The organism is Stutzerimonas tarimensis (assembly GCF_042648805.1).
GTDB lineage: Bacteria > Pseudomonadota > Gammaproteobacteria > Pseudomonadales > Pseudomonadaceae > Azomonas > Azomonas tarimensis.
Window position 1 is genome coordinate 56,192 of record NZ_JBHRXZ010000024.1, and the last position, 21,986, is coordinate 78,177.

Annotated in this window: 19 protein-coding genes and 2 tRNA genes; 11 read left to right on the top strand and 10 right to left on the bottom strand. The window is 64.3% G+C overall.

Annotation, left to right across the window (positions count from 1 at the left end; translation table 11 throughout):
• Positions 1-120: 120 nt before the first annotated feature.
• The 7 genes from pcaF to ACFOMF_RS14085 all read right to left on the bottom strand — a co-directional run bounded on the left by pcaF (position 121) and on the right by ACFOMF_RS14085 (position 5,387).
• On the bottom strand, positions 121-1,326 hold the full coding sequence (pcaF, locus tag ACFOMF_RS14055; protein ID WP_386365962.1) for a 3-oxoadipyl-CoA thiolase: 1,206 nt from the start codon (positions 1,324-1,326) through the stop codon (positions 121-123).
• Positions 1,323-2,105: a CoA-transferase subunit beta gene (locus tag ACFOMF_RS14060; protein WP_386365964.1), complete on the bottom strand. Its 783-nt coding sequence runs from the start codon at positions 2,103-2,105 to the stop codon at positions 1,323-1,325. The genes pcaF and ACFOMF_RS14060 overlap by 4 nt, the downstream gene beginning before the upstream one ends.
• Positions 2,105-2,956 (bottom strand): CoA transferase subunit A, encoded by an 852-nt coding sequence (locus ACFOMF_RS14065; protein WP_386365966.1) that lies wholly within the window; start codon positions 2,954-2,956, stop codon positions 2,105-2,107. The genes ACFOMF_RS14060 and ACFOMF_RS14065 overlap by 1 nt, the downstream gene beginning before the upstream one ends.
• Positions 2,957-3,162: 206 nt before the next feature.
• Positions 3,163-4,005: an IclR family transcriptional regulator domain-containing protein gene (locus ACFOMF_RS14070; RefSeq protein ID WP_386365968.1), complete on the bottom strand. Its 843-nt coding sequence runs from the start codon at positions 4,003-4,005 to the stop codon at positions 3,163-3,165.
• A gap of 99 nt (positions 4,006-4,104) precedes the next feature.
• Positions 4,105-5,016: a pca operon transcription factor PcaQ gene (gene pcaQ, locus ACFOMF_RS14075; RefSeq protein ID WP_386365970.1), complete on the bottom strand. Its 912-nt coding sequence runs from the start codon at positions 5,014-5,016 to the stop codon at positions 4,105-4,107.
• Between the two features lie 217 nt (positions 5,017-5,233).
• Positions 5,234-5,309, bottom strand: a tRNA-Gly gene (locus ACFOMF_RS14080).
• Positions 5,310-5,311: 2 nt separating this feature from the next.
• Positions 5,312-5,387: transfer RNA gene (locus tag ACFOMF_RS14085), tRNA-Glu, on the bottom strand.
• A 202-nt stretch (positions 5,388-5,589) separates the two neighbouring features.
• Here ACFOMF_RS14085 and ACFOMF_RS14090 point away from each other — a divergent pair.
• Both ACFOMF_RS14090 and ACFOMF_RS14095 read left to right on the top strand, forming a co-directional pair.
• Positions 5,590-6,360: a hypothetical protein gene (locus tag ACFOMF_RS14090; protein WP_386365972.1), complete on the top strand. Its 771-nt coding sequence runs from the start codon at positions 5,590-5,592 to the stop codon at positions 6,358-6,360.
• A 5-nt stretch (positions 6,361-6,365) separates the two neighbouring features.
• A complete protein-coding gene (locus ACFOMF_RS14095) occupies positions 6,366-7,049 on the top strand; it encodes a glutathione S-transferase family protein (protein WP_386365974.1) in 684 nt (227 codons plus the stop codon).
• A gap of 1 nt (position 7,050) precedes the next feature.
• Here ACFOMF_RS14095 and ACFOMF_RS14100 read toward each other — a convergent pair whose 3' ends face one another.
• Both ACFOMF_RS14100 and msrB read right to left on the bottom strand, forming a co-directional pair.
• The gene (locus ACFOMF_RS14100) at positions 7,051-7,935 is read right to left on the bottom strand and encodes an ATP-binding protein (protein WP_386365976.1); all 885 of its coding nucleotides are present in this window, start codon (positions 7,933-7,935) and stop codon (positions 7,051-7,053) included.
• 38 nt (positions 7,936-7,973) lie between these two features.
• On the bottom strand, positions 7,974-8,372 hold the full coding sequence (msrB, locus tag ACFOMF_RS14105) for a peptide-methionine (R)-S-oxide reductase MsrB (protein ID WP_386365978.1): 399 nt from the start codon (positions 8,370-8,372) through the stop codon (positions 7,974-7,976).
• Positions 8,373-8,551: 179 nt separating this feature from the next.
• Here msrB and ACFOMF_RS14110 point away from each other — a divergent pair, with 179 nt between their 5' ends.
• The 4 genes from ACFOMF_RS14110 (at position 8,552) to ACFOMF_RS14125 (ending at position 11,916) form a co-directional block, all read left to right on the top strand.
• Entirely contained in the window at positions 8,552-9,763 is a 1,212-nt protein-coding gene (locus ACFOMF_RS14110; RefSeq protein WP_386365980.1) for a pyridoxal phosphate-dependent aminotransferase, read from the top strand.
• Between the two features lie 2 nt (positions 9,764-9,765).
• The gene (locus ACFOMF_RS14115) at positions 9,766-10,218 is read left to right on the top strand and encodes a hypothetical protein (protein WP_386365982.1); all 453 of its coding nucleotides are present in this window, start codon (positions 9,766-9,768) and stop codon (positions 10,216-10,218) included.
• An 83-nt stretch (positions 10,219-10,301) separates the two neighbouring features.
• Entirely contained in the window at positions 10,302-11,189 is an 888-nt protein-coding gene (htpX, locus tag ACFOMF_RS14120; protein ID WP_386365984.1) for a protease HtpX, read from the top strand.
• Between the two features lie 82 nt (positions 11,190-11,271).
• Positions 11,272-11,916: a DUF2959 domain-containing protein gene (locus ACFOMF_RS14125; protein ID WP_386365986.1), complete on the top strand. Its 645-nt coding sequence runs from the start codon at positions 11,272-11,274 to the stop codon at positions 11,914-11,916.
• A 6-nt stretch (positions 11,917-11,922) separates the two neighbouring features.
• Here ACFOMF_RS14125 and ACFOMF_RS14130 read toward each other — a convergent pair whose 3' ends face one another.
• Complete coding sequence (locus ACFOMF_RS14130; protein ID WP_386365988.1) at positions 11,923-12,573, bottom strand: thiopurine S-methyltransferase; 651 nt, start codon at positions 12,571-12,573, stop codon at positions 11,923-11,925.
• 540 nt (positions 12,574-13,113) lie between these two features.
• On the opposite strand from ACFOMF_RS14130, the gene ACFOMF_RS14135 reads away from it, so the two are divergent.
• The 5 genes from ACFOMF_RS14135 (at position 13,114) to ACFOMF_RS14155 (ending at position 21,931) form a co-directional block, all read left to right on the top strand.
• Entirely contained in the window at positions 13,114-14,325 is a 1,212-nt protein-coding gene (locus tag ACFOMF_RS14135; RefSeq protein WP_386365990.1) for a nitrate/nitrite transporter, read from the top strand.
• 42 nt (positions 14,326-14,367) lie between these two features.
• Positions 14,368-16,053 (top strand): protein kinase domain-containing protein, encoded by a 1,686-nt coding sequence (locus ACFOMF_RS14140; protein WP_386365992.1) that lies wholly within the window; start codon positions 14,368-14,370, stop codon positions 16,051-16,053.
• Between the two features lie 280 nt (positions 16,054-16,333).
• Entirely contained in the window at positions 16,334-18,778 is a 2,445-nt protein-coding gene (gene nirB, locus ACFOMF_RS14145; RefSeq protein WP_386365994.1) for a nitrite reductase large subunit NirB, read from the top strand.
• Positions 18,779-18,855: 77 nt separating this feature from the next.
• The gene (gene nirD / locus ACFOMF_RS14150) at positions 18,856-19,167 is read left to right on the top strand and encodes a nitrite reductase small subunit NirD (RefSeq protein ID WP_386365997.1); all 312 of its coding nucleotides are present in this window, start codon (positions 18,856-18,858) and stop codon (positions 19,165-19,167) included.
• A gap of 55 nt (positions 19,168-19,222) precedes the next feature.
• Entirely contained in the window at positions 19,223-21,931 is a 2,709-nt protein-coding gene (locus tag ACFOMF_RS14155) for a nitrate reductase (RefSeq protein WP_386365999.1), read from the top strand.
• The last annotated feature ends 55 nt before the right edge of the window (positions 21,932-21,986 follow it).

Below are 21,986 nucleotides of genomic sequence, written 5' to 3' on the forward strand. Positions count from 1 at the left end.
CTCGAGGATAGCAATCAGTGCTACCCAGCCGGCCTTGCGGCCGGTTGCTGGATAGGTGAAGCGCGGTCCACCCTACACGGTCCGTAGGGTGAAAACGGCGCAGCCTATCCACCAAGAGGATCAGACCCGCTCCACCGCCAGGGCCAGGCCCTGCCCGACGCCCACGCACATGGTCGCCAGGCCGAGCTTGCCGCCGGATTTCTCCAAGGCATGGACCGTGGTCATGACCAGCCGTGCGCCGCTCATGCCGAGCGGGTGGCCGAGGGCGATGGCGCCGCCTTGGGGGTTCACCTTGTCGCTGTCGTCCGGCAGGCCCAGGTCACGAGTGACCGCCAGGCCCTGGGCGGCAAAGGCTTCATTCAGCTCGATCACGTCGAAGTCGTCCACCGCCTTGCCCAGCCGCTCGCACAGCTTGCGCACCGCCGGCACCGGGCCGACGCCCATCACTCGCGGCGCCACGCCGGCGCTGGCCATGCCGAGCACCCGGGCGCGGGGCTTGAGGCCATACTTCTCGACCGCCTCGGCACTGGCCAGGATCATCGCCGCTGCACCGTCATTCACGCCCGAGGCGTTGCCAGCGGTGACGGTCTTGTCCGGGCCGTTGACCGGCTTGAGCCTGGCCAGCGCCTCGGCGGTGGTATCCGGGCGCGGATGCTCGTCGGTGTCCACCACCGTCTCGCCCTTCCTGGTCCTGATCACCACCGGGACGATCTCCTCGGCAAAGAACCCAGCCTGCTGCGCCGCGGCGGTACGCTGCTGGCTGCGCAGGGCGAAGGCATCCTGATCGGCGCGGGAAACCTGATGATCCTCGGCCACGTTGTCGGCGGTCTCGGGCATGGCGTCCACACCGTATTGCTGCTTCATCAGAGGATTGATGAAGCGCCAGCCGATGGTGGTGTCCTCGATCTTCATGTTCCGCGAGAAGGCCGCGTCCGCCTTGCCCATGACGAAGGGCGCGCGGGACATGGACTCCACGCCCCCGGCAATCGCCAGCTCCATTTCGCCTGCGGCGATGGCGCGGAAGGCGGTACCCACCGCGTCCATCCCCGAGGCGCACAAGCGGTTCAGCGTCACGCCCGGCACCGTGGCCGGCAACCCGGCCAGCAGCGAGGCCATGCGCGCTACGTTTCGGTTGTCCTCGCCGGCCTGATTGGCGCAGCCCATGAAGACCTCCTCGACGGCCGCCGGGTCCAGCTCCGGGTTGCGCTCCAGCAACGCCTTGAGCGGGATCGCCGCGAGGTCATCGGCCCGCACTGCCGCCAGGGCGCCGCCGAAGCGGCCGATGGGCGTGCGCACGGCATCGCAGATAAATACTTCGCGGGTCATTCTTCACCCCCTTGCCCGCCGTGGGCGGCGGCGGTGCGGGCCTCGAGGGCGCGCAGGGCTTCGAGTTCCTCGGCCCGGGGCGCTTCGGTAGTACCGAGATTGTCAGCAAAGCGGATCTGCCAGCCGGTGTTCTCGACCACCTGCTCGCGGGTCACGCCCGGGTGCAGCGCGGTGACGATGAATTCATTGGTGCCCTCCTCCGGCTCCATGATGCACAGGTCGGTGATGATCGCCACTGGGCCGGCGCCCGGCAGGCCCAGCCGCTGGCGGTGGTCGCCGCCCTCGCCATGACCGACCGAGGTGATGAACGCGAGCTTCTCGACAAAGGTGCGATGGGACTGCTTGAGGATGATCAGCACCTTCTTCGCGCTGCCGGCGATCTCCGGCGCTCCACCGGCGCCCGGCAGGCGCACCTTGGGCTTGAGGTAATCGCCGATCACGGTGGTATTGATATTGCCGAACTTGTCGACCTGCGCCGCGCCGAGAAAGCCCACGTCGATGCGCCCGCCCTGCAGCCAGTAGCGGAAGATCTCGCTGGTGGGTACCACGGTATCGGCGGTCTCGGCCAGCTCGCCGTCGCCAATGGACAGCGGCAGCACCGAGGGCTTGGCGCCGATGGGGCCGGATTCATAGATCAGCACCACCTCCGGCGCATGGGTCAGGCGCGCCAGGTTGGCGGCCTTGGACGGCAGCCCGATGCCGACAAAGCAGACGCTACCGTTGCCCAGGCGGCGGGCAGCGGCGACGGTCATCATTTCATTGGTGGAATAGTCGCTCATCACTTGCCCTCCCCTTGCAGTTTCGCCTGAAATTCGGCGAAGTCTTTCGTGCCGCGGATGTACTGGTCGATCCAGGCGGTAAAGCTCTCGCGATCGCGGGCGATCGGGTCCCAGGCCTGGTAGAAGCGGTTATCGCGTTCGTAGTAGCCGTGGGCGTAGGACGGATGCGCGCCGCCCGGCACCAGGCAGACGGCGGTCAGCGCCCAGGTCGGCAGCACGCAGGCGTTCATCGGCGCGTTGAGGTTATCGACAATCTCTTCGACAGTGACGATGCAGCGTTTGGCCGCCAGCGCTGCTTCCTTCTGCACGCCGACGATGCCCTGGATCAGCACGTTGCCTTGGCGGTCGGCCTTCTGTGCGTGGATCACGGTGATGTCCGGGCGCACGCTCGGCACCGCCGCCAGCACCTCGCCGGTGAACGGGCAGGTGACCGACTTGATCAGCGGGTTGACCTTCGGCAAGTCGGAACCTGCATAGGCGCGCAGCACCGCGAACGGGAGCCCCGAGGCCCCGGCGACGTAAGCGTTGGCCAGATCGGCGTGGCTGTGCTCCTCGATCTCCAGCGGCTGCGGCCAGTCCTTCTCCACGGCATCACGCAGCCGGTGCAGCGAGCCGACACCGGGGTTGCCACCCCAGGAAAAGATCAGCTTCTTCGCGCAGCCGGCGCCGATCAGCAGGTCATAGACCAGATCCGGCGTCATGCGCACCAGCGTCAGGTCTTTCTTCGCCTGGCGTACGATCTCATGGGCCGCGGCGGTGGGAATCAGGTGGGTGAAGCCTTCCAGCGCGACGGTATCGCCGTTCTGGACGAAGCGCTCGATGGCGTCGTGAAGCGAGAGCAATTCAGCCATGGTCGAATCTCGTGTGGTTTTCGGTACGCAGTTGCACTGGAGAAACGGTAACGAGACCCGGGGTGGCACGCAATTCGTTAATCGGTTATATGGGCGATTATCGCACGAAACGAAAGAAAGGTGAGCCGGAAGCCGGAAGCCGGAAGCCGGAAGCGAGGACACATTGAGCCACGCTCGACCGCCGGGCTTCAGGCTTCCCGCTGCCTTCAATGAAACAACCTGGTACTCAACTCCCGACTGGCCTCCAGCAACACCGGCAGGAAGCGTGTTTCCAGCTCCTGCTTGGATACCCGCCCGGCGTGGGTGCCGACGTTGAGGGCGGCGAGAACCTGGCCGGCAGAGTCTTTCAGTGGCACGGCCAGCGAGCGCAGGCCGACTTCCAGTTCCTGGTCGATGATGACCCAGCCCTGGCGGCGGATATCGTCGATGTTGGCACGCAGGGCGTCGGGCGTGTGCAGGGTTCGGCTGGTCTTGACCTGCAGATCGGCGTGGTCGAGGTAGTCGTCCAGCGCGGCGTCGTCCAGGGCGGCAAGCAGGATGCGGCCCATGGACGTGCAGTACGCCGGCAGGCGGCTGCCCACCGAGAGATCCACCGAGATCAGGCGCTGCGGGGTGGCCGAGCGCGCTACGTAGAGCACTTCATCACCTTCCAGCGTGGCCATGGAGCAGGCTTCGTGAAGCTGGTCGCTGAGGCGGTCGAGGATCGGCTGGGCGGTGACGGCCAACGGGGTCGACGACAGGTAGGCGTGACCCAGAGTGAGTACCTTCGGCAGCAACGACCAGGTACGGCCGTCAGTGGTGACGTAGCCCAGTTTCATCAGCGTATAGAGGCACCGACGCACCGCCGCCCGGGGAATCTCGGTGCGGTGGCTGATCTGGGCGATGGTCAGATGGCGCTTGCGCTCCTGAAAGGCGTGGATCACCGCCAGCCCGCGGGCCAGTGAGGTCATGAAGTTCGGGTCGCCGGTGAAGGCTTCGATACGCTTGGACGGCGATGCGATGATGGGGGGTGCCATCGGCGATGGGTGAGGACGGCTGTCGTCGTGCATGGCTTCGCCTCGGATCTGCACAGGGAGTTAGTTCGATTATCGACCATCAAATCGATAATCGCCACACCCCGCCCAAACAGCCCAGCGAGACCATGGCTCTCAGCGATATCCGGCCGCCACCTCACGCAGCGCTTCGATGCACCACTGCATCGCCAGAGTGGGTGCCAGCGAGGGGTTGCTACAGACGCCCACCGAGCCGCCAGGCTCCTGGATGCCGAGGCGGAACTCCACCAGCGCGCCGCTGGCCAGGTCGCGATGTACCGCATCCAGCGGGGCGACCCAGGCAGCGTCACTGTTGAACACGTACTGGCGACTGACCGCTATGGAGAGGGTCTCGAGCCGACGCTGTGGAGGACTGATGCCCAACTGAATGAACAGACTGTCGGCATGCCGCCGAATGGTGGTTCCCGCCAGCGGCAAGACCACCGGAAAATCGCTCAAACGCTCCGGCCCGCCGCTCTGCAGCAAGGGATGCCCCGGACGTACCACCAGAGTCATGGACTCGCTGTACAGGTGTTCGAATGCAAGCCCTTCGATCTGCGGACTGTCGGTCATGCGACCGATCACCAGATCGAGTTCTCCCGCGCGCAACTGACCAAGCAGATGAGCGCCCGGCCCGGTGGCCACACTGACCACCAGCGCCGCATGCTGGTCATGAAGCCTGGCCACCACTTCGGGCAGCAGGGAGCTCTCCACCGTCGATAGTGCCCCCAGGCGCACCATGCCGGCCTCGTGCTCACCCTCGCGCAGACTGCGCACGCCTTCGCGCAGAGCCTGAACACTCGGCCCGGCGTAGCGCAAGAACGCGCTGCCCGCTGCAGTGAGGCTGACGCCCGTCTTGCCACGCTCGAAAAGCTGGGTTCCCAGCAGTTGCTCCAGCTCCTTGAGGGTCTTGGATACCGCCGGCTGCGTCACCGCCAGCCCATCGGCCGCACGCGCGAAGCTCCCCTGCCGGGCGATTTCGAGAAAGCACAGCAGGTGGCGATATTTGATGCGGTTGTCGAGATTCATCCAGGTTCCGGCGCCAGCAACGGTGAGATTGTAGCCTCAGCGGCCAGCGACAGACGAACGCTGGTTCCTGTCCCGCCTGCCAGAGGAGGCGGCGTAACGGCCCTGAAGGATCGAGACGGCACATGGCCAGGGGAGGAAAAACAGAAGCACGAAAAAAAGGGGCCTAAGCCCCTTTCTCGATTGCCTGACTGATCAGAAGATCAGCAGTGCCATAATTTGGAGCGGGAAACGAGACTCGAACTCGCGACCCCGACCTTGGCAAGGTCGTGCTCTACCAACTGAGCTATTCCCGCAATGGCGTCCCCTAGGGGACTCGAACCCCTGTTACCGCCGTGAAAGGGCGGTGTCCTAGGCCACTAGACGAAGGGGACGCGGCCCGGAACTTACAACAGATTGTGTAAACTTCCTGACTTCCCCGCTTCGCCTTTCAGCTTCGCAGTGGAAGTGGCGCGCATTCTATGGAGGGCCGCAGGGGTCGTCAAGCCTCTCTCGAGAATATTTTTCGAATCAATGACTTCATCCCTCCCTTCGGCCATAGTCAGCTTCTGGCATGAATGTCTTGAGGTGTGCGGCATGTCTACTACTCTCATAGCAGGCCTGATCGTGGCGGGGCTGTTTTTGCTGCTGGCGATCGCCTACATCAACCATATCGTCGAGGGCAACAAGCTCAAGACTGCTCGCAAGCGCGCCGACCTGCAGGATCAGGCCCGGCGCTGTGCTTCGTTGGCCGACGCATTGCCCGGCCAGCTGATGAGCGTCGAGCTGAGGCTGGCGCTGGCGGAACTCGAACTCAAGTGGTGTCAGCAATTGCAGGCGATGGACAAGCGCAACAGCAGGCTTCGGGAGCGCATCAGCGGACTGGCCGGCCTGATTGCCCAGGCCCAAACCCTAAAGCTCGACCTTCCGGTACGCCCGATCACCACCCAGGCGCAGGCTGACGAGACCAGCCTGAACCTGGAAGACATCCTGCAGATCTTCGCCCGCGGCGCCCGTGACGGCCTGATCCCGGCAGCCGAGGCAAAACGCTGGCAAACGGAGATCCGGCGCCTGCTCGTCCTGATGCATCTGGAACACTTCAGCAACCTTGGCCAGCGGTCCCTTCAGCAGAACCAGCCCGCCCAGGCCCGCCTTGCCTACGAACGTGCCGTGCAATACTTGCGCAAGCAGCCCGACGTCTCGGCTTATGCGGCCCGACTTCGTCAGCTCGAAGCCAGTCTTGAGCGCGCCAACGCCATGGTACTGGCCTTGCAGCCGGGCAGCCGCTCCGATAGCGAGCTGACTGCAGCCGTCGAAGAGGAAGTCGAAGCGCAGGACGCCTGGAAGAAAAAGAACCTCTACGAGTGAAATCCATGAGCCGAATACTCTACGGTGCGCCGCTGTCCCCCTTTGTCCGCAAGCTTCGTATCAGCCTTCAGGAGAAGGACCTCGACCACGCGCTCGAGATGGTGATGCCGTACTCGCCACCCGACTGGTATTTCGATCTCAATCCGCTGGGACGTATCCCCGCGTTCAAGGACGGCGACATCACCCTCGCCGATTCCAGCGTCATCGGCCAGTATCTGGACGACGCCTACCCTGCGACTACCTGTCTTTACGGCGAGAGCGCTGCCGATCGGGCACGGGTTCGCTGGCTGGAAAAGTACGCCGATTACGAAGTCGCGCCGCATGCCACGTTCACGGTCTTCGGTCAGCGGCTGCTGCTTCCCAGCGGCGGACAGCAATGCGATGACGCCAAGGTCAGGCATGCCCTGGATATTGCGCTGCCACCCTTGTTCGACTATTTGGAGCAGGAGCTGGGCAACCGGCGTTTTTTCGTTTCCGAGCGGCTGAGCATGGCCGACATCGCAATCGTCACCCAGTGGATCAACATGGACTACGGTGACGAGCCGCTGGATGCCAGGCGCTGGCCCAACCTCGCACGGCACGACCAGGCTATTCGAGGGCTGCCGACCGTGCGGGCCATCCTGCAGAGCGAACTCTGGATCGTGCAGAAGCTACGGGACAAGGCCGCGCGCCCCGGCGCGGCCTCCTGAGCTAGGCGTCCAGCAGCCTGTTGCCCACCCACTGCCGGGCGAACTGGTAGGCGCAGCGTCCGTTGCGATTGCCGCGGGCCAGGGCCCAGCGGATGGCCTCTTTCTGCAAGGTCTCGTCCCAATCCCAGCGCAACCCTGCAGGTTGCGCGAGGCTGTCTATCCAGTGCTGTACCACGCTCAGGAAGTGATCCTGGCTGAACGGATAGAACGACAGCCAGAGACCGAAACGGTCGGAAAGCGCGATCTTGTCCTCCACGGCCTCGCTCGGGTGCAATTCCCCGTCGATCCGCTCCCAATTGTCATTGTCGCTCTGACGCTCCGGTACAAGATGCCGCCTGTTGGAAGTGGCATAGAGCAGCACATTGTCCGGCGCCTGCTCCAGGGAGCCATCCAGCACGCTTTTCAGCACACGGTAGTCGCCCTCCCCCGCCTCGAATGACAGATCATCGCAGAACAGCACAAAGCGCTGCGGCGAGTCAGCGAGCTGCTGAACCACCCGCGGCAGGTCGGCCAGGTGATCACGCTCGATCTCGATCAGACGCAGCCCCAGCGGAGCGAAGCGGGCCAGCAAGGCCCGTACCAGCGACGATTTTCCAGTGCCTCTCGCGCCCCAGAGCAGGGCGTGGTTGGCAGGCATTCCCTCAACGAATTGTCGGGTGTTGGCTGTGAGCAGATCGCGCTGGCGATCGATGCCCAGCAGATCGTCCAGCGATAGATCCAGATTCACCTTGAGCGGCTGCAGGTAGCCTCCCCGCGGCTCGTGCTGCCAGCGAGCTGCGAGCGTCAGGCTCCAGTCTATGATCTCACGCTCCGGGGGAAGCAGGGGTTCCAGGCGCGCCAGTACACGGTCGGCGCGCTCGAAAAAGGTTTTCAACTCGAGATCCATCAGATACATCCAGTGGGAGGCGTCGGTTAGAGCGTGACTCAGGCTTCTCGCGGACGCAGTTCCAGCGAAGCCGAATTGATGCAGAAACGCAGCCCGGTCGGTTCGGGACCATCGGGAAATACATGACCAAGATGAGCGTCGCAGCGGGCACAACGCACCTCTGTCCGACGCATGCCATGGCTGCTGTCGTCATGACTGGCCAGCGCAGCGTCGCTTACCGGCTGGAAATAGCTGGGCCAGCCACTGCCGGAATCGTACTTGGTGTCGGAGTCGAACAATGGCTCGCCGCAGCAGGCGCAGTGGTAGACGCCAGGAGTCTTGGTGTCGTGGTAGCGGCCGGTGAAAGCCCGTTCGGTGCCGCCCAGGCGACACACGTGGAACTGCTCGTCGGACAGCTCTTCACGCCACGCATCCAGTGACTTTTCGACCTTGTTCATGTTGCACCTCGCGTAGGGAAAAAAGGGTTCGTTCACCTTTTCCATGGATCGGAGCCAAGCGTATGATGCGTTCCTTCTCCGGCCAAGTCTGGCAGCGGGCCATACTTCTGCCAAGGCGTTGCCCTCCGAGGCCCCGTCTTCTCCGGCTTCGGCGCCTTACCCTCGGGACAGTCAGGATCATGCAGGTCAACAAATCGAACAAGCTCGCCAACGTCTGCTACGACATTCGCGGGCCAGTGCTCAAGCACGCCAAGCGCCTGGAAGAGGAAGGCCACCGCATCCTCAAGCTGAACATTGGCAACCCGGCGCCGTTCGGTTTCGAGGCTCCCGAGGAAATCCTCCAGGATGTGATCCGTAACCTGCCGACCGCCCAGGGCTACAGCGACTCCAAGGGCCTGTTCAGCGCGCGCAAGGCGGTTATGCAGTACTACCAGCAGAAAAAGGTCGAAGGGGTCACGATCGAAGACATCTACCTCGGCAACGGCGTGTCCGAGCTGATCGTGATGGCGCTGCAGGCACTGATCAACAACGGCGACGAGGTGCTGATCCCGGCTCCGGACTACCCGCTCTGGACCGCCTCGGTGAGCCTGTCCGGCGGCAAACCCGTGCACTACCTGTGTGACGAGCAGTCCAACTGGTATCCCGATATCGAGGACATGCGCGGCAAGATCACCGGGAACACCCGGGCGATCGTGCTGATCAACCCGAACAATCCCACCGGTGCCGTCTATCCGAAGGAGGTGCTGGAGCAGATCATCGAGCTGGCACGCCAGCACAACCTGGTGCTGTTCTCTGACGAGATCTACGACAAGATCCTCTATGACGACGCCGAACACATCTCCACCGCCTCGCTGGCACCGGACGTGCTCTGCCTGACCTTCAACGGGCTATCGAAATCCTACCGGGTGGCCGGCTTCCGCTCTGGCTGGGTGGCGATTTCCGGTCCGAAACACAAGGCCAAGAGCTATATCGAAGGACTGGACATCCTCGCCTCGATGCGCCTGTGCGCCAACGTGCCTTCTCAGCACGCGATCCAGACTGCACTGGGTGGCTACCAGAGCATCAACGACCTGGTGCTGCCGGGCGGCCGCCTGCTGGAACAACGCAACCGCGCCTGGGAACTGCTCAACGACATCCCTGGCGTCAGCTGCATCAAACCCATGGGGGCGCTCTATGCCTTTCCGCGGATCGACCCCAAAGTATGCCCGATCCACAACGACGAGAAGTTCGCGCTCGATCTCCTGTTGTCCGAGAAGCTGCTGATCGTTCAGGGCACTGCCTTCAACTGGCCCTGGCCGGACCACTTCCGCGTGGTCACCCTGCCCCGCCTCGATGACCTGGAAATGGCGATCGGCCGTATCGGCGGCTTTCTGCGCAATTACAGCCAGTAGCCATGGATCTGCAGATCGACGACTTCTACAAGGACGCCGCCAAGGGGTTGCTGACCCTCTACCAGGCATTCCCACGCAAGGTCCCCCTCTATGTCGAGGATCTGATCGGCCTGGAGGAGCCAGACGAGTTCGGTCTGCCGAGCAAGCGCCACCAGGGCTGCCTGAGTGCCCTGGTGTGGCTCGCCGACGAGGGCTACATCCGCTACGACACCAGGCTCCAGTTTCTCGCGCTCGACCAGGCGGTACTGACCGAAAAAGGGTTTCTGCGGATGACCTGCCCCATCATGGAAGATCCGAACCTGCCACCCAGTGTCGGGCGTGTCCAGGGTAGCCTTGCCCATCAATTACGGGAGGGCATGCGCCTGGGCGACAGCGAAAGAATCGCTCGCCTGGCTCGCCTGATCTTCGAACCGCCCCCGCGGGCACCCTGGCATGCTACTTGCGACACAGCTTGAAATAGTCGCGTCGTTGAATAGCCTCTATCGCTACCTTATATAGCCCGCTGACACTGATTTCCGCTGAGGAGCTGAACCCTTCCATGATGCGCATCCTGCTGTTTCTGGCCACCAACCTGGCCGTCTTGTTGATCGCCAGCATCACCCTGAGCCTCATCGGTTTCACCGGCTACATGGACGCAGCGGGGGTCAACCTGGATCTCCAGCAACTGCTGGTCTTCTGTGCAGTGTTCGGTTTTTCCGGTTCCATCATCTCGCTGCTCATTTCCAAGTGGATGGCCAAGATGAGCACCAAGACCCAGGTCATCAGCCAGCCGCGCACTCGCCATGAGCAGTGGCTGATGCAGACCGTCGAGGAGCTGTCGCGCGAGGCCGGTATCAAGATGCCCGAGGTGGGTATTTTCCCCGCTTACGAAGCCAATGCCTTTGCCACTGGATGGAACAAGAACGACGCGCTGGTCGCGGTCAGCCAGGGCCTGCTGGAACGCTTCTCCCCCGATGAGGTGCGCGCGGTCCTGGCCCACGAGATCGGGCATGTGGCCAACGGCGACATGGTGACGCTCGCCCTGATTCAGGGCGTGGTGAATACCTTCGTCATGTTCTTCGCGCGGATATTCGGCAACTTTGTCGACAAGGCGATTTTCAAGAACGAAAGCGGTCACGGTATCGCTTTCTACGTCGCGACCATCGTCGCTGAACTGGTGCTCGGCATCCTGGCCACCACCATCGTCATGTGGTTCTCGCGCAAGCGCGAATTCCGTGCCGACGATGCCGGCGCCCGGCTGGCTGGCACCGGCGCTATGATTGGCGCCCTGCAGCGGCTACAGGCCGAGCAGAACCTTCCGGCGCAGATGCCCGACAGCCTGACCGCCTTCGGCATCCGTTCCGCCAAGCAGAGCGCCCTGGCGAGCCTGTTCATGAGCCATCCGCCGCTGGAAGACCGTATCGCGGCGCTCCGTCAGCGCGGCTGATCGAGCGAAACACAAGAGAGGGCGACGTAAGTGGCCCTTTTTTGTTTTCCAAGGCGTATCGCCTCCTCGTAAAGGATTGCCCATGCGCCAGCTTTGCCTCTTCTGGATTACCTTGTTCCTCCTCGCAGGTTGCCAGAGCACCTACTACGCCGCGCTCGAACGCGCCGGCATCCACAAGCGGGACATCCTCGTCGACCGGGTCGGTGATGCCCGCGACTCCCAGCAGCAAGCCCAACAGCAGTTCCGCGATGCCCTGGAACGCTACCGCAGCGTGGTGCAAGTCGAGGGCGGCGAACTGGAAGTCCGCTATGAAGCGCTCGATCGTGAATACCAGGCCAGTGAGCGTGCCGCCCGCAACGTGCGCAACCGGATCGAAGGGGTCGAAGACGTGGCGAACGCGCTGTTCCGCGAGTGGCGACGTGAGCTGCGGGACTACACCAATCGTGATTTGCGCGCCGCCAGCGAACGGGAGCTCAAACGGACCGAGCAGCAGTACGAGGCGTTGATTCAGCGCATGAAGGCAGCAGAGAAGCGGATCGAGCCGGTGCTGGGCGTGCTGCGCGACCAGGTGCTGTTTCTCAAGCACAACCTCAACGCTCGCGCCATCGGTGCGCTGCAAGGTGAATATCGAACCCTGTCGGCCAACGTCGACGAGCTCGTCGCGGAAATGCAGCGGGCCATCGACGAAGCCGACCTGTTCATCCGGCGCATGCAGAGCGCCGAATGAACAGGCTCAGCGCTGCTTGTCGAGCCGATACACCCGTTCCTCGAGGCAGGTGACCCCGCACTGGGCAAAGCGCGGGCTTTCCCCGAGAATGTCCCGCGCTTCCAGAGGCTCGATCTGCCAGTGACCGGCGAACAGCCGGCGCACCTCGTCGTCGCCGACCGCAAAGGGTGGCCCTTCCATTTTCGACTGGTCGTAATCCAGGGTGATCAACAAACCCCTGCAGCCGACAGGCAGCAGCCTGTTCAACAGGCCGGCGTAATTTGCTCGCATCGGGCCGGGCAAGGCAATCAACGCGGCGCGGTCGTACAGGCCGAGAACGTCTCCCGACTCCAGGGCAAAGATATCGCCTTGGAGAATCTCCACCGAACCAGCCCGAAAGCGCTGGAAGGCACCGGAAGACTCTGCCTGCACCGCCATACCCTGCTCGGCGAAAAAGTCGCGGACGGCAATCTCGGACAACTCGATGCCCAGCACCTGTGCCCCCTCCGCAGCCAGCCACGACATGTCCAAGGACTTGCCACAGAGTGGCACCAGTACCCGGGCACCCCGGTCAAGCCATAGGCTGCCCCAATGCCGCGTCAGGTATGGATTCACCTCCGGTTGGTGAAAGCCGATCAAACCTCGTTGCCACCTCGCCTGCCAGAACCCTGCATCCATTTGCCTGCTCCTCGATTCTTGGGTGCAGCTTATCAGCAGGCCAGCCCGGTACGTCACAGCCTGGCTCCCGGAGCACTTCATCCAGCCGCTGATCGGCCTGTGACCCGAGGCGAGCCCAAGGGTGAGCTCTTATGGTTCATGCAACGCCCCAATTGCCCCAAAACAAGGCACGACACGCCCTACATAAACCTTGATTGGCATCCATAATCACTAGAAATCGCTGCAACTCGCTGATTAGACTCAGATTTATATTATGGCACGGGCTGTGCTAGGGATTAGGCAAGCAGCATGACTGCTCAACGACAAAGGCGTCGCGTCACCTCCGAAAAGTATCGGCCGGTGCGTGGCGCCTTTTTCGTTTCCGCCGGCAACGGTGGGAGGCAGGTCGCCCTATCCGGGCCACCCGCTTTTACTGCAACCGTAGCGGCCCTGCCGCTGGGCGCGGATGCGATCCATCCAGCCCTGTGATCAGGCCATCCTGCCGTCTCCATGCCGGCGACAGGGTGTCCAGATTCCATGAATCCTTCGAGGTGCGTTCTAATGAACAAGAGTTTCTGGCAAGCCGGCCACACCCCTACGCTGTTCGCCGCTTTCCTCTATTTCGACCTGAGCTTCATGATCTGGTACGTCCTCGGGCCGCTAGGGGTGCAGATCGCTGCCGATCTCGGCCTGACGACCCAGCAACGCGCCTTCATGGTCGCCACGCCGATTCTCGCCGGAGCGGTACTGCGCTTCGTCATGGGCATGCTGGCCGATCGCACCTCCCCGAAGCTGGCCGGCATCATCGGCCAGGTGATCGTCATCGTCGGGCTCAGCGTCGCCTGGCTGATGGGCATCCATACCTACGAGCAGGCGCTGCTGCTGGGCCTCTGTCTCGGGTTCGCCGGTGCCTCCTTCGCCGTCGCCCTGCCCCTGGCTTCGCAGTGGTATCCACCGGAGCATCAGGGCAAGGCCCTCGGCATCGCTGGCGCGGGCAATTCGGGTACTGTGCTGGCGGCACTCTTCGCCCCCGGCCTGGCCGCACTGTTCGGCTGGAACAACGTGTTCGGCCTGGCCCTTATCCCGCTGGTGCTGACGCTGATCATCTTCGCCTCGGTGGCGAAGAATGCCCCCAACCGCCCGGCACCCAAGTCCACCGCCGACTACCTGCGGGCCCTGGGTGATCGCGACAGCTGGTGGTTCATGTTTTTTTACTGTGTGACCTTTGGCGGCTTTCTCGGCCTGGCCAGCACCTTGCCCGGGTACTTTTTCGACCAGTACGGCCTCGATCCGGTGGTGGCGGGTTACTACACCGCCGCCTGCGTCTTCGCCGGCAGTCTGATGCGCCCCCTGGGCGGCGCCCTGGCCGACCGCATCGGAGGCATCCGCACGCTGTTGATGGTCTACACCGCCGCCTCTATCTGCATCGCTGCAGTGGGCTTCAACCTGCCCAGCGCGCTCGCGGCCCTGGCCTTGTTCGTCTGCGCCATGCTCTGCCTCGGCGCCGGCAATGGCGCGGTGTTCCAACTCGTACCCCAGCGCTTCAGCCGGGAGATGGGCGTGATGACCGGGCTGATCGGCATGGCCGGCGGCATCGGTGGCTTCCTCCTCACCGCGGGGCTGGGCTCGATCAAGCAAACCACCGGCGACTATCAACTGGGGCTCTGGTTCTTTGCCTCGATGGGCATCTTCGCCTGGATCGGCCTGTACAGTGTCAAGCGTCGCTGGCGCACCACCTGGGGCTCGGCGGCCGTCACCTCCGCACGCATCTAGCCGCAACCGGGTGCTGCCTCAGCGCAGCCCCCACCGCCAGGGATGTCCAGCCTCGTGAACTTCAAGTTGTCCATCGGCGAGGCCAGCGCCACCGGCCCGCGGCGCGAAAATCAGGATGCCATTCGCGTGGTCACGCCAGCACCAGCCCTGGCGGCCAGCAAGGGCTACCTGCTGGCGCTTGCCGATGGCGTCAGCCAGTGCGCGGACGGGCGGCTGGCGGCGCTCTCGACGCTGCAGGCCTTGGCGCTGGATTACTACTCAACCCCCGAAACCTGGACGGTCTCGCAGTCGATCGACCGCTTGCTGGTGGCCCACAACCGCTGGCTACAGGCCAACGGTGGTGGCCAGCCGCTGCTGACCACACTTACGGCGCTGATCCTTCGCGGCCGGCGCTTTACCCTCGCCCACGTCGGCGACTGTCGCGCCTATCGCTGGAGGGACGGAAGGCTGCAGCGACTCACCGAGGATCATGTCTGGACCCAGACCGGCATGGAGCATGTCCTCAAACGGGCGCTGGGGCTGGACCAGCACCTGGTGATGGACTTTCTCGAAGATGAGCTTGTCCTGGGCGACTGCTTCATGCTGCTCAGCGACGGGGTCTGGGCAAGCCTGGCCGAGCAGGAACTGGCCAGGGCGCTGCGCGAAACGGATGATCTGCAGGAAGTCGCGGAACGGCTGGTGACGCTCGCCCATCGCGCCGGCAGCCAGGATAACGCCAGCGCCGTGCTGGTCCGGGTGGAGTCGCTGCCGGAGGCAGCGCTTGCCGATAGCCTGGCGCAGCTGCACAACTGGCCGCTACCCGCCAGGCTCAGGGCCGGGCAGACCTTCGAAGGCTGGCAGGTGGAATCGTTGCGCTCGGAAAGCCGTCAGTCGCTGGTCTACCGGGTCAGCGACCCGCTTGGTCGTCCCTGGCTGCTCAAGACCCTCCCGGCTGCTCGGCGGCAGGAGGCAGAGGCCGGCCCGGCGCTGCTGCAGGAGGAGTGGTTCCTGCGCCGGGTCGCCGGTCGCTTTTTCCCCGAAGTCCATCCGCTGCCCCAGCGCCAGCACCTCTACTACGTTCAGCGCGAGTACCCGGGGCGCACCCTGGACGAGCACTTTCGCCAGCAGGGGCCGCTGCCGCTTGCGCAATGGCAACAGCTCGCCCCCCGGCTGATCCGCGCCCTGGGCATGCTGCACCGGCGAAACATCCTTCATCGCGACGTCAAGCCGGAGAACCTGCACCTGGACGACGAGGGTGAGTTGCGCCTCTTGGACTTTGGTCTCGCCTACTGCCCCGGCCTCTCGCGGGATGCCCTGGGCAGCGTGCCAGGCACCCCCAGCTTCATTGCCCCGGAAGCCTTCTCCGGGGCGCCACCCAGCCGCGAACAGGACCTCTATGCCGCAGGGGTCACGCTTTACTACCTGCTCACCGGGCATTATCCACATGGAGAGATCGAAGCCTTTCAGCGACCGCATTTCGGCACACCGGTGCCGGCCAGCCGCTACCGCCCGGATGTCCCTGCCTGGCTCGACGAATGCCTGGCACGGGCGGTCTGCGCCGAACCCGGCAAGCGGTTCGAGACGGCCGAGGAGTGGCTTCTCGCCCTCGACCAGGGTGAGCAACGCGACAGCGCACCGCAACGCCATCGCCCCTGGTTCGAGCGAAACCCGCTCGGGGCATGGCGGACCCTGGCTATCGCCTCGCTGCTGGGAAATCTCCTGCTGTTGATCCTGCTGTCTTTGCGCTGAGCGCACCGCGACGGTGCAAGACGCACAGTAGGGGTGCAAATCAAGGCTGCTCGTTTAGCCCCTGCCTGGCCCGGAGCCCGCGAAACATGGGGGGCGAATCACATGGCACAAACCCTGCTATGGAAACTGCAGACATAGAGCACGCCTTCCAACCGGAAGCGGTGCTCCCGAATACGGAAAGGACAAAGGCGTCCACTGACCTGTCAGTGCGGCGCCTTTTTGTTTTTCGCCTTTATCCAATCAACGGCAGCGCTGGCGAGTCGGCGACGCGGGAGACGGTATGAACAAGCTCAAGCTGGTGATGATCGGTAACGGCATGGCCGGGGTCCGCACCCTGGAAGAGCTGCTGAAGCTGAACCCGGACCTCTATGACATCACAGTGTTCGGTGCCGAACCCCATCCCAACTACAACCGCATCCTGCTGTCGCCGGTGCTGGCCGGCGAGCAGACCTTCGACGAGATCGTCCTCAACCCGCTCGACTGGTATGCCGAGCACGGCATCCGTCTGCTGACCAATTGCAAGGCGGTGGACATCAACCGCGCCCGGCGGGTGGTGATCGGCGCGGACGGCAGCGAGGTGGAGTACGACCGCCTGCTGATCGCCACCGGCTCCAACCCGTTCATCCTGCCGATTCCCGGCAAGGACCTCGAAGGCGTGATCGGCTACCGCGACATCGCCGACACCCAGACGATGATCGATACCGCCCTCACCCACCGCCATGCCGTGGTGATCGGCGGAGGGCTGCTGGGCCTGGAAGCGGCCAATGGCCTGAAGCTGCGCGGCATGGACGTCACCGTGGTACACCGCGGTGACTGGCTGCTGGAGCGTCAGCTGGACGAAACCGCCGGGGGGCTGCTGCAGCAGGCGCTGGAAAGCCGCGGGCTGGTGTTCCGCCTGAACACCAACACCACGAGCCTCATGGACAACGGCGAGGGGCGGGTCTGCGCGGTGCAGTTCAGCGACGGCTCGGTGATTCCGGCCGACCTGGTGGTGATGGCCGCGGGTATCCGCCCGAACACCGAACTGGCCGAGCGCGCCGGCATCCCCTGTGACCGCGGCATTCTCGTCAGCGATACCCTGCAGACCTACGACCCTCGGGTCTATGCCGTCGGCGAGTGCGTCAGCCATCGCGGCATCGCCTACGGGCTGGTGGCGCCGCTGTTCGACCAGGCCAAGGTCTGCGCCAACCACCTGGCGATGCTGGGCTTTTCCCGCTACCAGGGTTCTGTGACCTCCACCAAGCTCAAGGTCACCGGCATCGACCTGTTTTCCGCCGGCGACTTCATGGGCGGCGAAGGCACCGAGACCATCACCCTGTCCGACCCCATCGGTGGCGTGTACAAGAAGCTGGTGGTCAAGGACGACGTGCTGGTGGGCGCCTGCCTGTATGGCGATACCGCCGATGGCGGCTGGTACTTCCGCCAGATCCGCGAGAACCACAACGTCTCGGAAATCCGCGACCACCTGATGTTCGGCGAAAATGCGCTGGGCGACTCGGGGCACCTGGGCCAGAACAAGGCCATGGCCATGTCCGACGACATGGAGGTGTGCGGATGCAACGGCGTGTGCAAGGGCAACATTGTCAAGTCGATCCAGAGCCATGGGCTGTTTTCGGTCGATGACGTGAAAAAGCACACCAAGGCTGGCAGCTCCTGCGGCTCCTGCACCGGTCTGGTGGAGCAGATCCTGCTCAACACTGTGGGCGGCGCGGCCGATGTCAAACCCAAAAGCGAGAAGGCCGTTTGCGGCTGCACCGAGCTCAACCACGGCCAGGTACGCCTGGCGATCCGCGAGCAGAAGCTGCTGACCATTGCTCAGGCCATGTCGGCGATGGGCTGGAGCACCCCCAACGGCTGCTCCAGCTGCCGCCCGGCGCTGAACTACTACCTGATCTCCACCTGGCCCGGCGAGGCCAAGGATGACCCGCAGTCGCGCTTCATCAACGAGCGGGCCCACGCCAACATCCAGAAGGATGGCACCTTCTCGGTGGTTCCGCGGATGTTCGGTGGTGTCACCAACGCCGCCGAGCTGCGGCGCATCGCCGACGTGGCAGACAAGTACCAGGTGCCACTGGTCAAGGTCACCGGTGGTCAGCGCATCGATCTGCTGGGGATCAGGAAGGAGGATCTGCCAGCCGTCTGGAAGGACCTGGACATGCCCGACGGCCACGCCTACGGCAAGTCCATCCGCACGGTGAAGACTTGCGTTGGCAAGGAGTACTGCCGCTTCGGCACCCAGAACTCGACCCAGCTCGGCATCGATATCGAGAAGGCCCTGTTCGGCATGTATTCGCCGCACAAGGTCAAGCTGGCGGTCTCCGCCTGTCCGCGCAACTGCGCCGAGTCCGGCATCAAGGACGTTGGCATCATCGGCGTCGATTCCGGCTGGGAGCTGTACGTGGGCGGCAACGGCGGAATCAAGACCGAAGCCGGCGAATTCTTCACCAAGGTCAAGACCGCCGAAGAGGTCATGGAATACAGCCTGGCCTTCATCGAGCTGTACCGCCAGGAAGCCTTCTACCTCGAACGCACCGTGCACTACATGCAGCGGGTCGGGCTGGAATACCTCAAGAAGACCATCCTCGAGGACGAAAGCCGGCGCAAGGCACTGCACCAGCAGTTGCTTTACGCGCTGTCCTTCGAGGGCGACGGCTGGAAGGCGCAGATCGCCGAACAGAAACTGAACAAGGAATACCAGACCATCCGCCTTCCTGAAAGCGTCTGACATCCCCTTTCGAGCGGCTTGCCCCATTCCCCCTGGTGGGCTGCAGGTCGCTCACCTACACGGCTCGAGGAGCACTCATGAACTGGTTCGACATCTGCGCACTGGACGAGATCAACCCCCTGGGCGCCCGCATCGTCGCAGGCCCCAAGGGCCACATCGCGGTGTTCCGCACGGCCCAGGACGAGGTCTTCGCTCTCGATGACCGCTGCCCGCACAAGGACGGCCCGCTGTCTCAGGGCATCGTCTACGGCAATACCGTGGCCTGCCCGCTGCACAACTGGCAGATCGACCTGGCCAGCGGCGACGCCCTGGCTCCCGATGTGGGTTGTGCCCACCGCCACGCGGCCAAGGTTGAAAACGGCCGGGTCTATCTGAGCCTGCTGCCTTAGCGGTGTAATCCAGCCCCGCGCCCGTACAACGCCGTATCGACCGAGACCGAACGCCATGTCCCAGACCACCCTAGTCACCCCGTCCACCTGCTGTTACTGCGGCGTTGGTTGCGGCGTGCTGATCGAACACGACGGCGAACACATCCACGGCGTGACCGGCGACCCAAGCCACCCAGCCAACCTCGGCAGGCTCTGCAGCAAGGGCTCGACCCTGCACCTGACCGGCGACCTCACCGCCCGCGGCCTGTACCCCGAGCTTCGACTGGGTAAAGGCCTGGCCCGGGCCCGTACCCATTGGGACACCGCGCTGGACCATGCCGCTCAGGTATTCGCCGACACCCTTGCCGAGCACGGCCCCGACTCGGTGGCCTTCTACATCTCCGGACAGTTGCTCACCGAGGACTACTACGCCTTCAACAAGCTGGCTCGCGCTCTGGTCGGCACCAACAACCTCGACAGCAACTCGCGCCTGTGCATGTCCTCGGCAGTAGTGGGTTACAAGCGCAGCTTCGGCTCCGACACCCCGCCCTGCTCCTACGAGGACATCGAGCAGAGCGATTGCCTGCTGATCGCCGGCAGCAACATGGCCTACGCCCACCCGGTACTGTTCCGCCGCCTGGAAGAAGCCAAGGCGCGCCGCCCGGAGATGAAGGTCATCGTCATCGACCCACGGCGCACCGACACCGCCGAGCTGGCCGATCTGCACCTGCAGTTGCAACCTGGCAGCGACGTCGCTCTGTTCCACGGGCTCCTGCACATTCTGCTCTGGGAAGGCTGGATCGACCGCGCCTTCATCGACGCCCACACCAGCGGCTTCGACGAGCTCAAGCGCACCGTGCGCGACTACACCCCGGCCATGGTGGCCGACATCTGCGGGCTGCGGGTCGAGCAGCTACAGGAATGCGCCCGGCTGATCGGCAACGCGCCGAGCTTCCTGTCGCTGTGGTGCATGGGGCTGAACCAGTCCAGCAACGGCAGCGGCAACAACACCGCGCTGATCAACCTTCACCTGGCCACCGGACAGATCGGCCGCACCGGCGCCGGACCCTTCTCCCTCACCGGACAACCCAACGCCATGGGCGGGCGCGAAACCGGCAGCCTGTCCAACCTGCTCCCAGGCCACCGCGACGCCGCCAATCCCGAGCATCGCGACGAAGTGGCCCGATATTGGCAGGTGGGCCAGCTGCCGGACAGTCCCGGCCTTACCGCTATCGAGCTGTTCGAGGCAGTGCGCGATGGGCGTATCAAGGCACTGTGGATCGCCTGCACCAACCCAGCCCAGTCGGTGCCGAACCAGACCCTGGTGCACCAAGCCCTGGCCGCCTGCCCCTTCGTGGTTGTGCAGGAAGCCTTCTTCACCACCGAGACCTGTCGCTACGCGGATCTGCTGCTGCCCGCCGCCAGCTGGGGCGAGAAGGAAGGCATGGTGACCAACTCCGAGCGACGCATCAGCCACGTGCGCCCGGCGGTGCCGGCCCCCGGCGAGGCACGCCCGGACTGGGCGATCACCGCGGATTTCGCTCGCCGCCTGGAGCGGCACCTGCGCCCCGGCCAGCCGAGCCTGTTCGATTTTACCGGCCCGGCGCAGATCTTCGACGAGTTCAAGTGGCTGACCGAAGGCCGCGATCTCGACCTCACCGGCCTCAGCCATGCCGTGATCGACGAGATCGGCCCGCAGCAATGGCCCTTTCCCACCGGCGCTCATCAGGGCACCCCCCGGTTGTATGCCGATGGTGAGTTTCCCACCGCCGACGGCCGTGCACGCTTCGTCGCCGAACAGTACCGAGCACCCCAGGAAAAGCGCGAGCCTCGCTACCCGCTGACCCTGAACACCGGCCGGTTGCGGGACCAGTGGCATGGCATGAGCCGCACCGGCACCGCAGCCCGCCTGTTCGGCCATGTGGAAGAACCCATCCTCTCGCTGCACCCGGACGATATGCAACGCCGCCAGTTGAAGGACAACGCCCTGGTGCGCATCAGCAGCCGTCGCGGCAGCCTTGTGCTGCCGGCCAAGGCCGACCCCAGCCTGCGCCCGGGTGAAGCCTACGTACCAATGCATTGGGGCGATCGCTTTCTCAAGGGCCTGGGCATCAACGTGCTCACCCAGCCCGCCTACGACCCGCTGTCCAAGCAGCCGGAACTGAAGCTTTCGGCGGTGGCGGTGGAAGCCGTCACGCTGCCCTGGCAGTTCTATGCCTTGGTCGAGGGCGACGTGCAGCGCCGCTTCGAGGCCCTGCGGCCGCTCTTCGAAGACTTCGACTACGCCAGCCTGGGCCTGGCCGGGCGTGACCGCCCGGCCCTGGTGATCCGTGCTGCTCGCGCCGAAGCCCTGGGCGGCGAAGCCCTGGCCGAGATCGATCGCCTCCTCGGCCTGGACAGCGGCCCGGTGCTCGCCTACGACGACCCGCGCCGCTCGGTGGGCAAGCGGGTCCGCATCGAAGACGGGCGCATCCAGTCGCTGCGCCTGGCCGGCGAAACATTGGCCCGGGAATGGCTCAAGAGCCTCTGGCTCGACGGCGAGGCCGACGCTTCCCTGCGCCGCTGGCTGCTGGCCCCGCTCAGCGCCCCGCCCGGCGGCAGCGGGCAACTGCCGAGCAAGACCCTGTGCAACTGCATGAACGTCAGCGAGATCGCCGTCTGCGAAGGCATCAGCCAGGGGCTCGACCTGCAAGGTTTGAAAGACAGCCTCGGCTGTGGCACCAGTTGCGGCTCCTGTGTCCCGGAAATCAAGCGGCTGCTGGCCCAGCAAGCGTCGGTCGCCTGAACCCTATCTACGGCAGGGCGCCACACACCCGCCTGGCAACTGTTGAACGAGGAAT

Coding starts and splice junctions, on each gene's coding strand:
- pcaF (WP_386365962.1), bottom strand. CDS start 1,326: ATGACCCGCGAAGTATTTATCTGCGATGCCGTGCGCACGCCCATCGGC.
- ACFOMF_RS14060 (WP_386365964.1), bottom strand. CDS start 2,105: ATGAGCGACTATTCCACCAATGAAATGATGACCGTCGCCGCTGCCCGC.
- ACFOMF_RS14065 (WP_386365966.1), bottom strand. CDS start 2,956: ATGGCTGAATTGCTCTCGCTTCACGACGCCATCGAGCGCTTCGTCCAG.
- ACFOMF_RS14070 (WP_386365968.1), bottom strand. CDS start 4,005: ATGCACGACGACAGCCGTCCTCACCCATCGCCGATGGCACCCCCCATC.
- pcaQ (WP_386365970.1), bottom strand. CDS start 5,016: ATGAATCTCGACAACCGCATCAAATATCGCCACCTGCTGTGCTTTCTC.
- ACFOMF_RS14090 (WP_386365972.1), top strand. CDS start 5,590: ATGTCTACTACTCTCATAGCAGGCCTGATCGTGGCGGGGCTGTTTTTG.
- ACFOMF_RS14095 (WP_386365974.1), top strand. CDS start 6,366: ATGAGCCGAATACTCTACGGTGCGCCGCTGTCCCCCTTTGTCCGCAAG.
- ACFOMF_RS14100 (WP_386365976.1), bottom strand. CDS start 7,935: ATGGATCTCGAGTTGAAAACCTTTTTCGAGCGCGCCGACCGTGTACTG.
- msrB (WP_386365978.1), bottom strand. CDS start 8,372: ATGAACAAGGTCGAAAAGTCACTGGATGCGTGGCGTGAAGAGCTGTCC.
- ACFOMF_RS14110 (WP_386365980.1), top strand. CDS start 8,552: ATGCAGGTCAACAAATCGAACAAGCTCGCCAACGTCTGCTACGACATT.
- ACFOMF_RS14115 (WP_386365982.1), top strand. CDS start 9,766: ATGGATCTGCAGATCGACGACTTCTACAAGGACGCCGCCAAGGGGTTG.
- htpX (WP_386365984.1), top strand. CDS start 10,302: ATGATGCGCATCCTGCTGTTTCTGGCCACCAACCTGGCCGTCTTGTTG.
- ACFOMF_RS14125 (WP_386365986.1), top strand. CDS start 11,272: ATGCGCCAGCTTTGCCTCTTCTGGATTACCTTGTTCCTCCTCGCAGGT.
- ACFOMF_RS14130 (WP_386365988.1), bottom strand. CDS start 12,573: ATGGATGCAGGGTTCTGGCAGGCGAGGTGGCAACGAGGTTTGATCGGC.
- ACFOMF_RS14135 (WP_386365990.1), top strand. CDS start 13,114: ATGAACAAGAGTTTCTGGCAAGCCGGCCACACCCCTACGCTGTTCGCC.
- ACFOMF_RS14140 (WP_386365992.1), top strand. CDS start 14,368: ATGTCCAGCCTCGTGAACTTCAAGTTGTCCATCGGCGAGGCCAGCGCC.
- nirB (WP_386365994.1), top strand. CDS start 16,334: ATGAACAAGCTCAAGCTGGTGATGATCGGTAACGGCATGGCCGGGGTC.
- nirD (WP_386365997.1), top strand. CDS start 18,856: ATGAACTGGTTCGACATCTGCGCACTGGACGAGATCAACCCCCTGGGC.
- ACFOMF_RS14155 (WP_386365999.1), top strand. CDS start 19,223: ATGTCCCAGACCACCCTAGTCACCCCGTCCACCTGCTGTTACTGCGGC.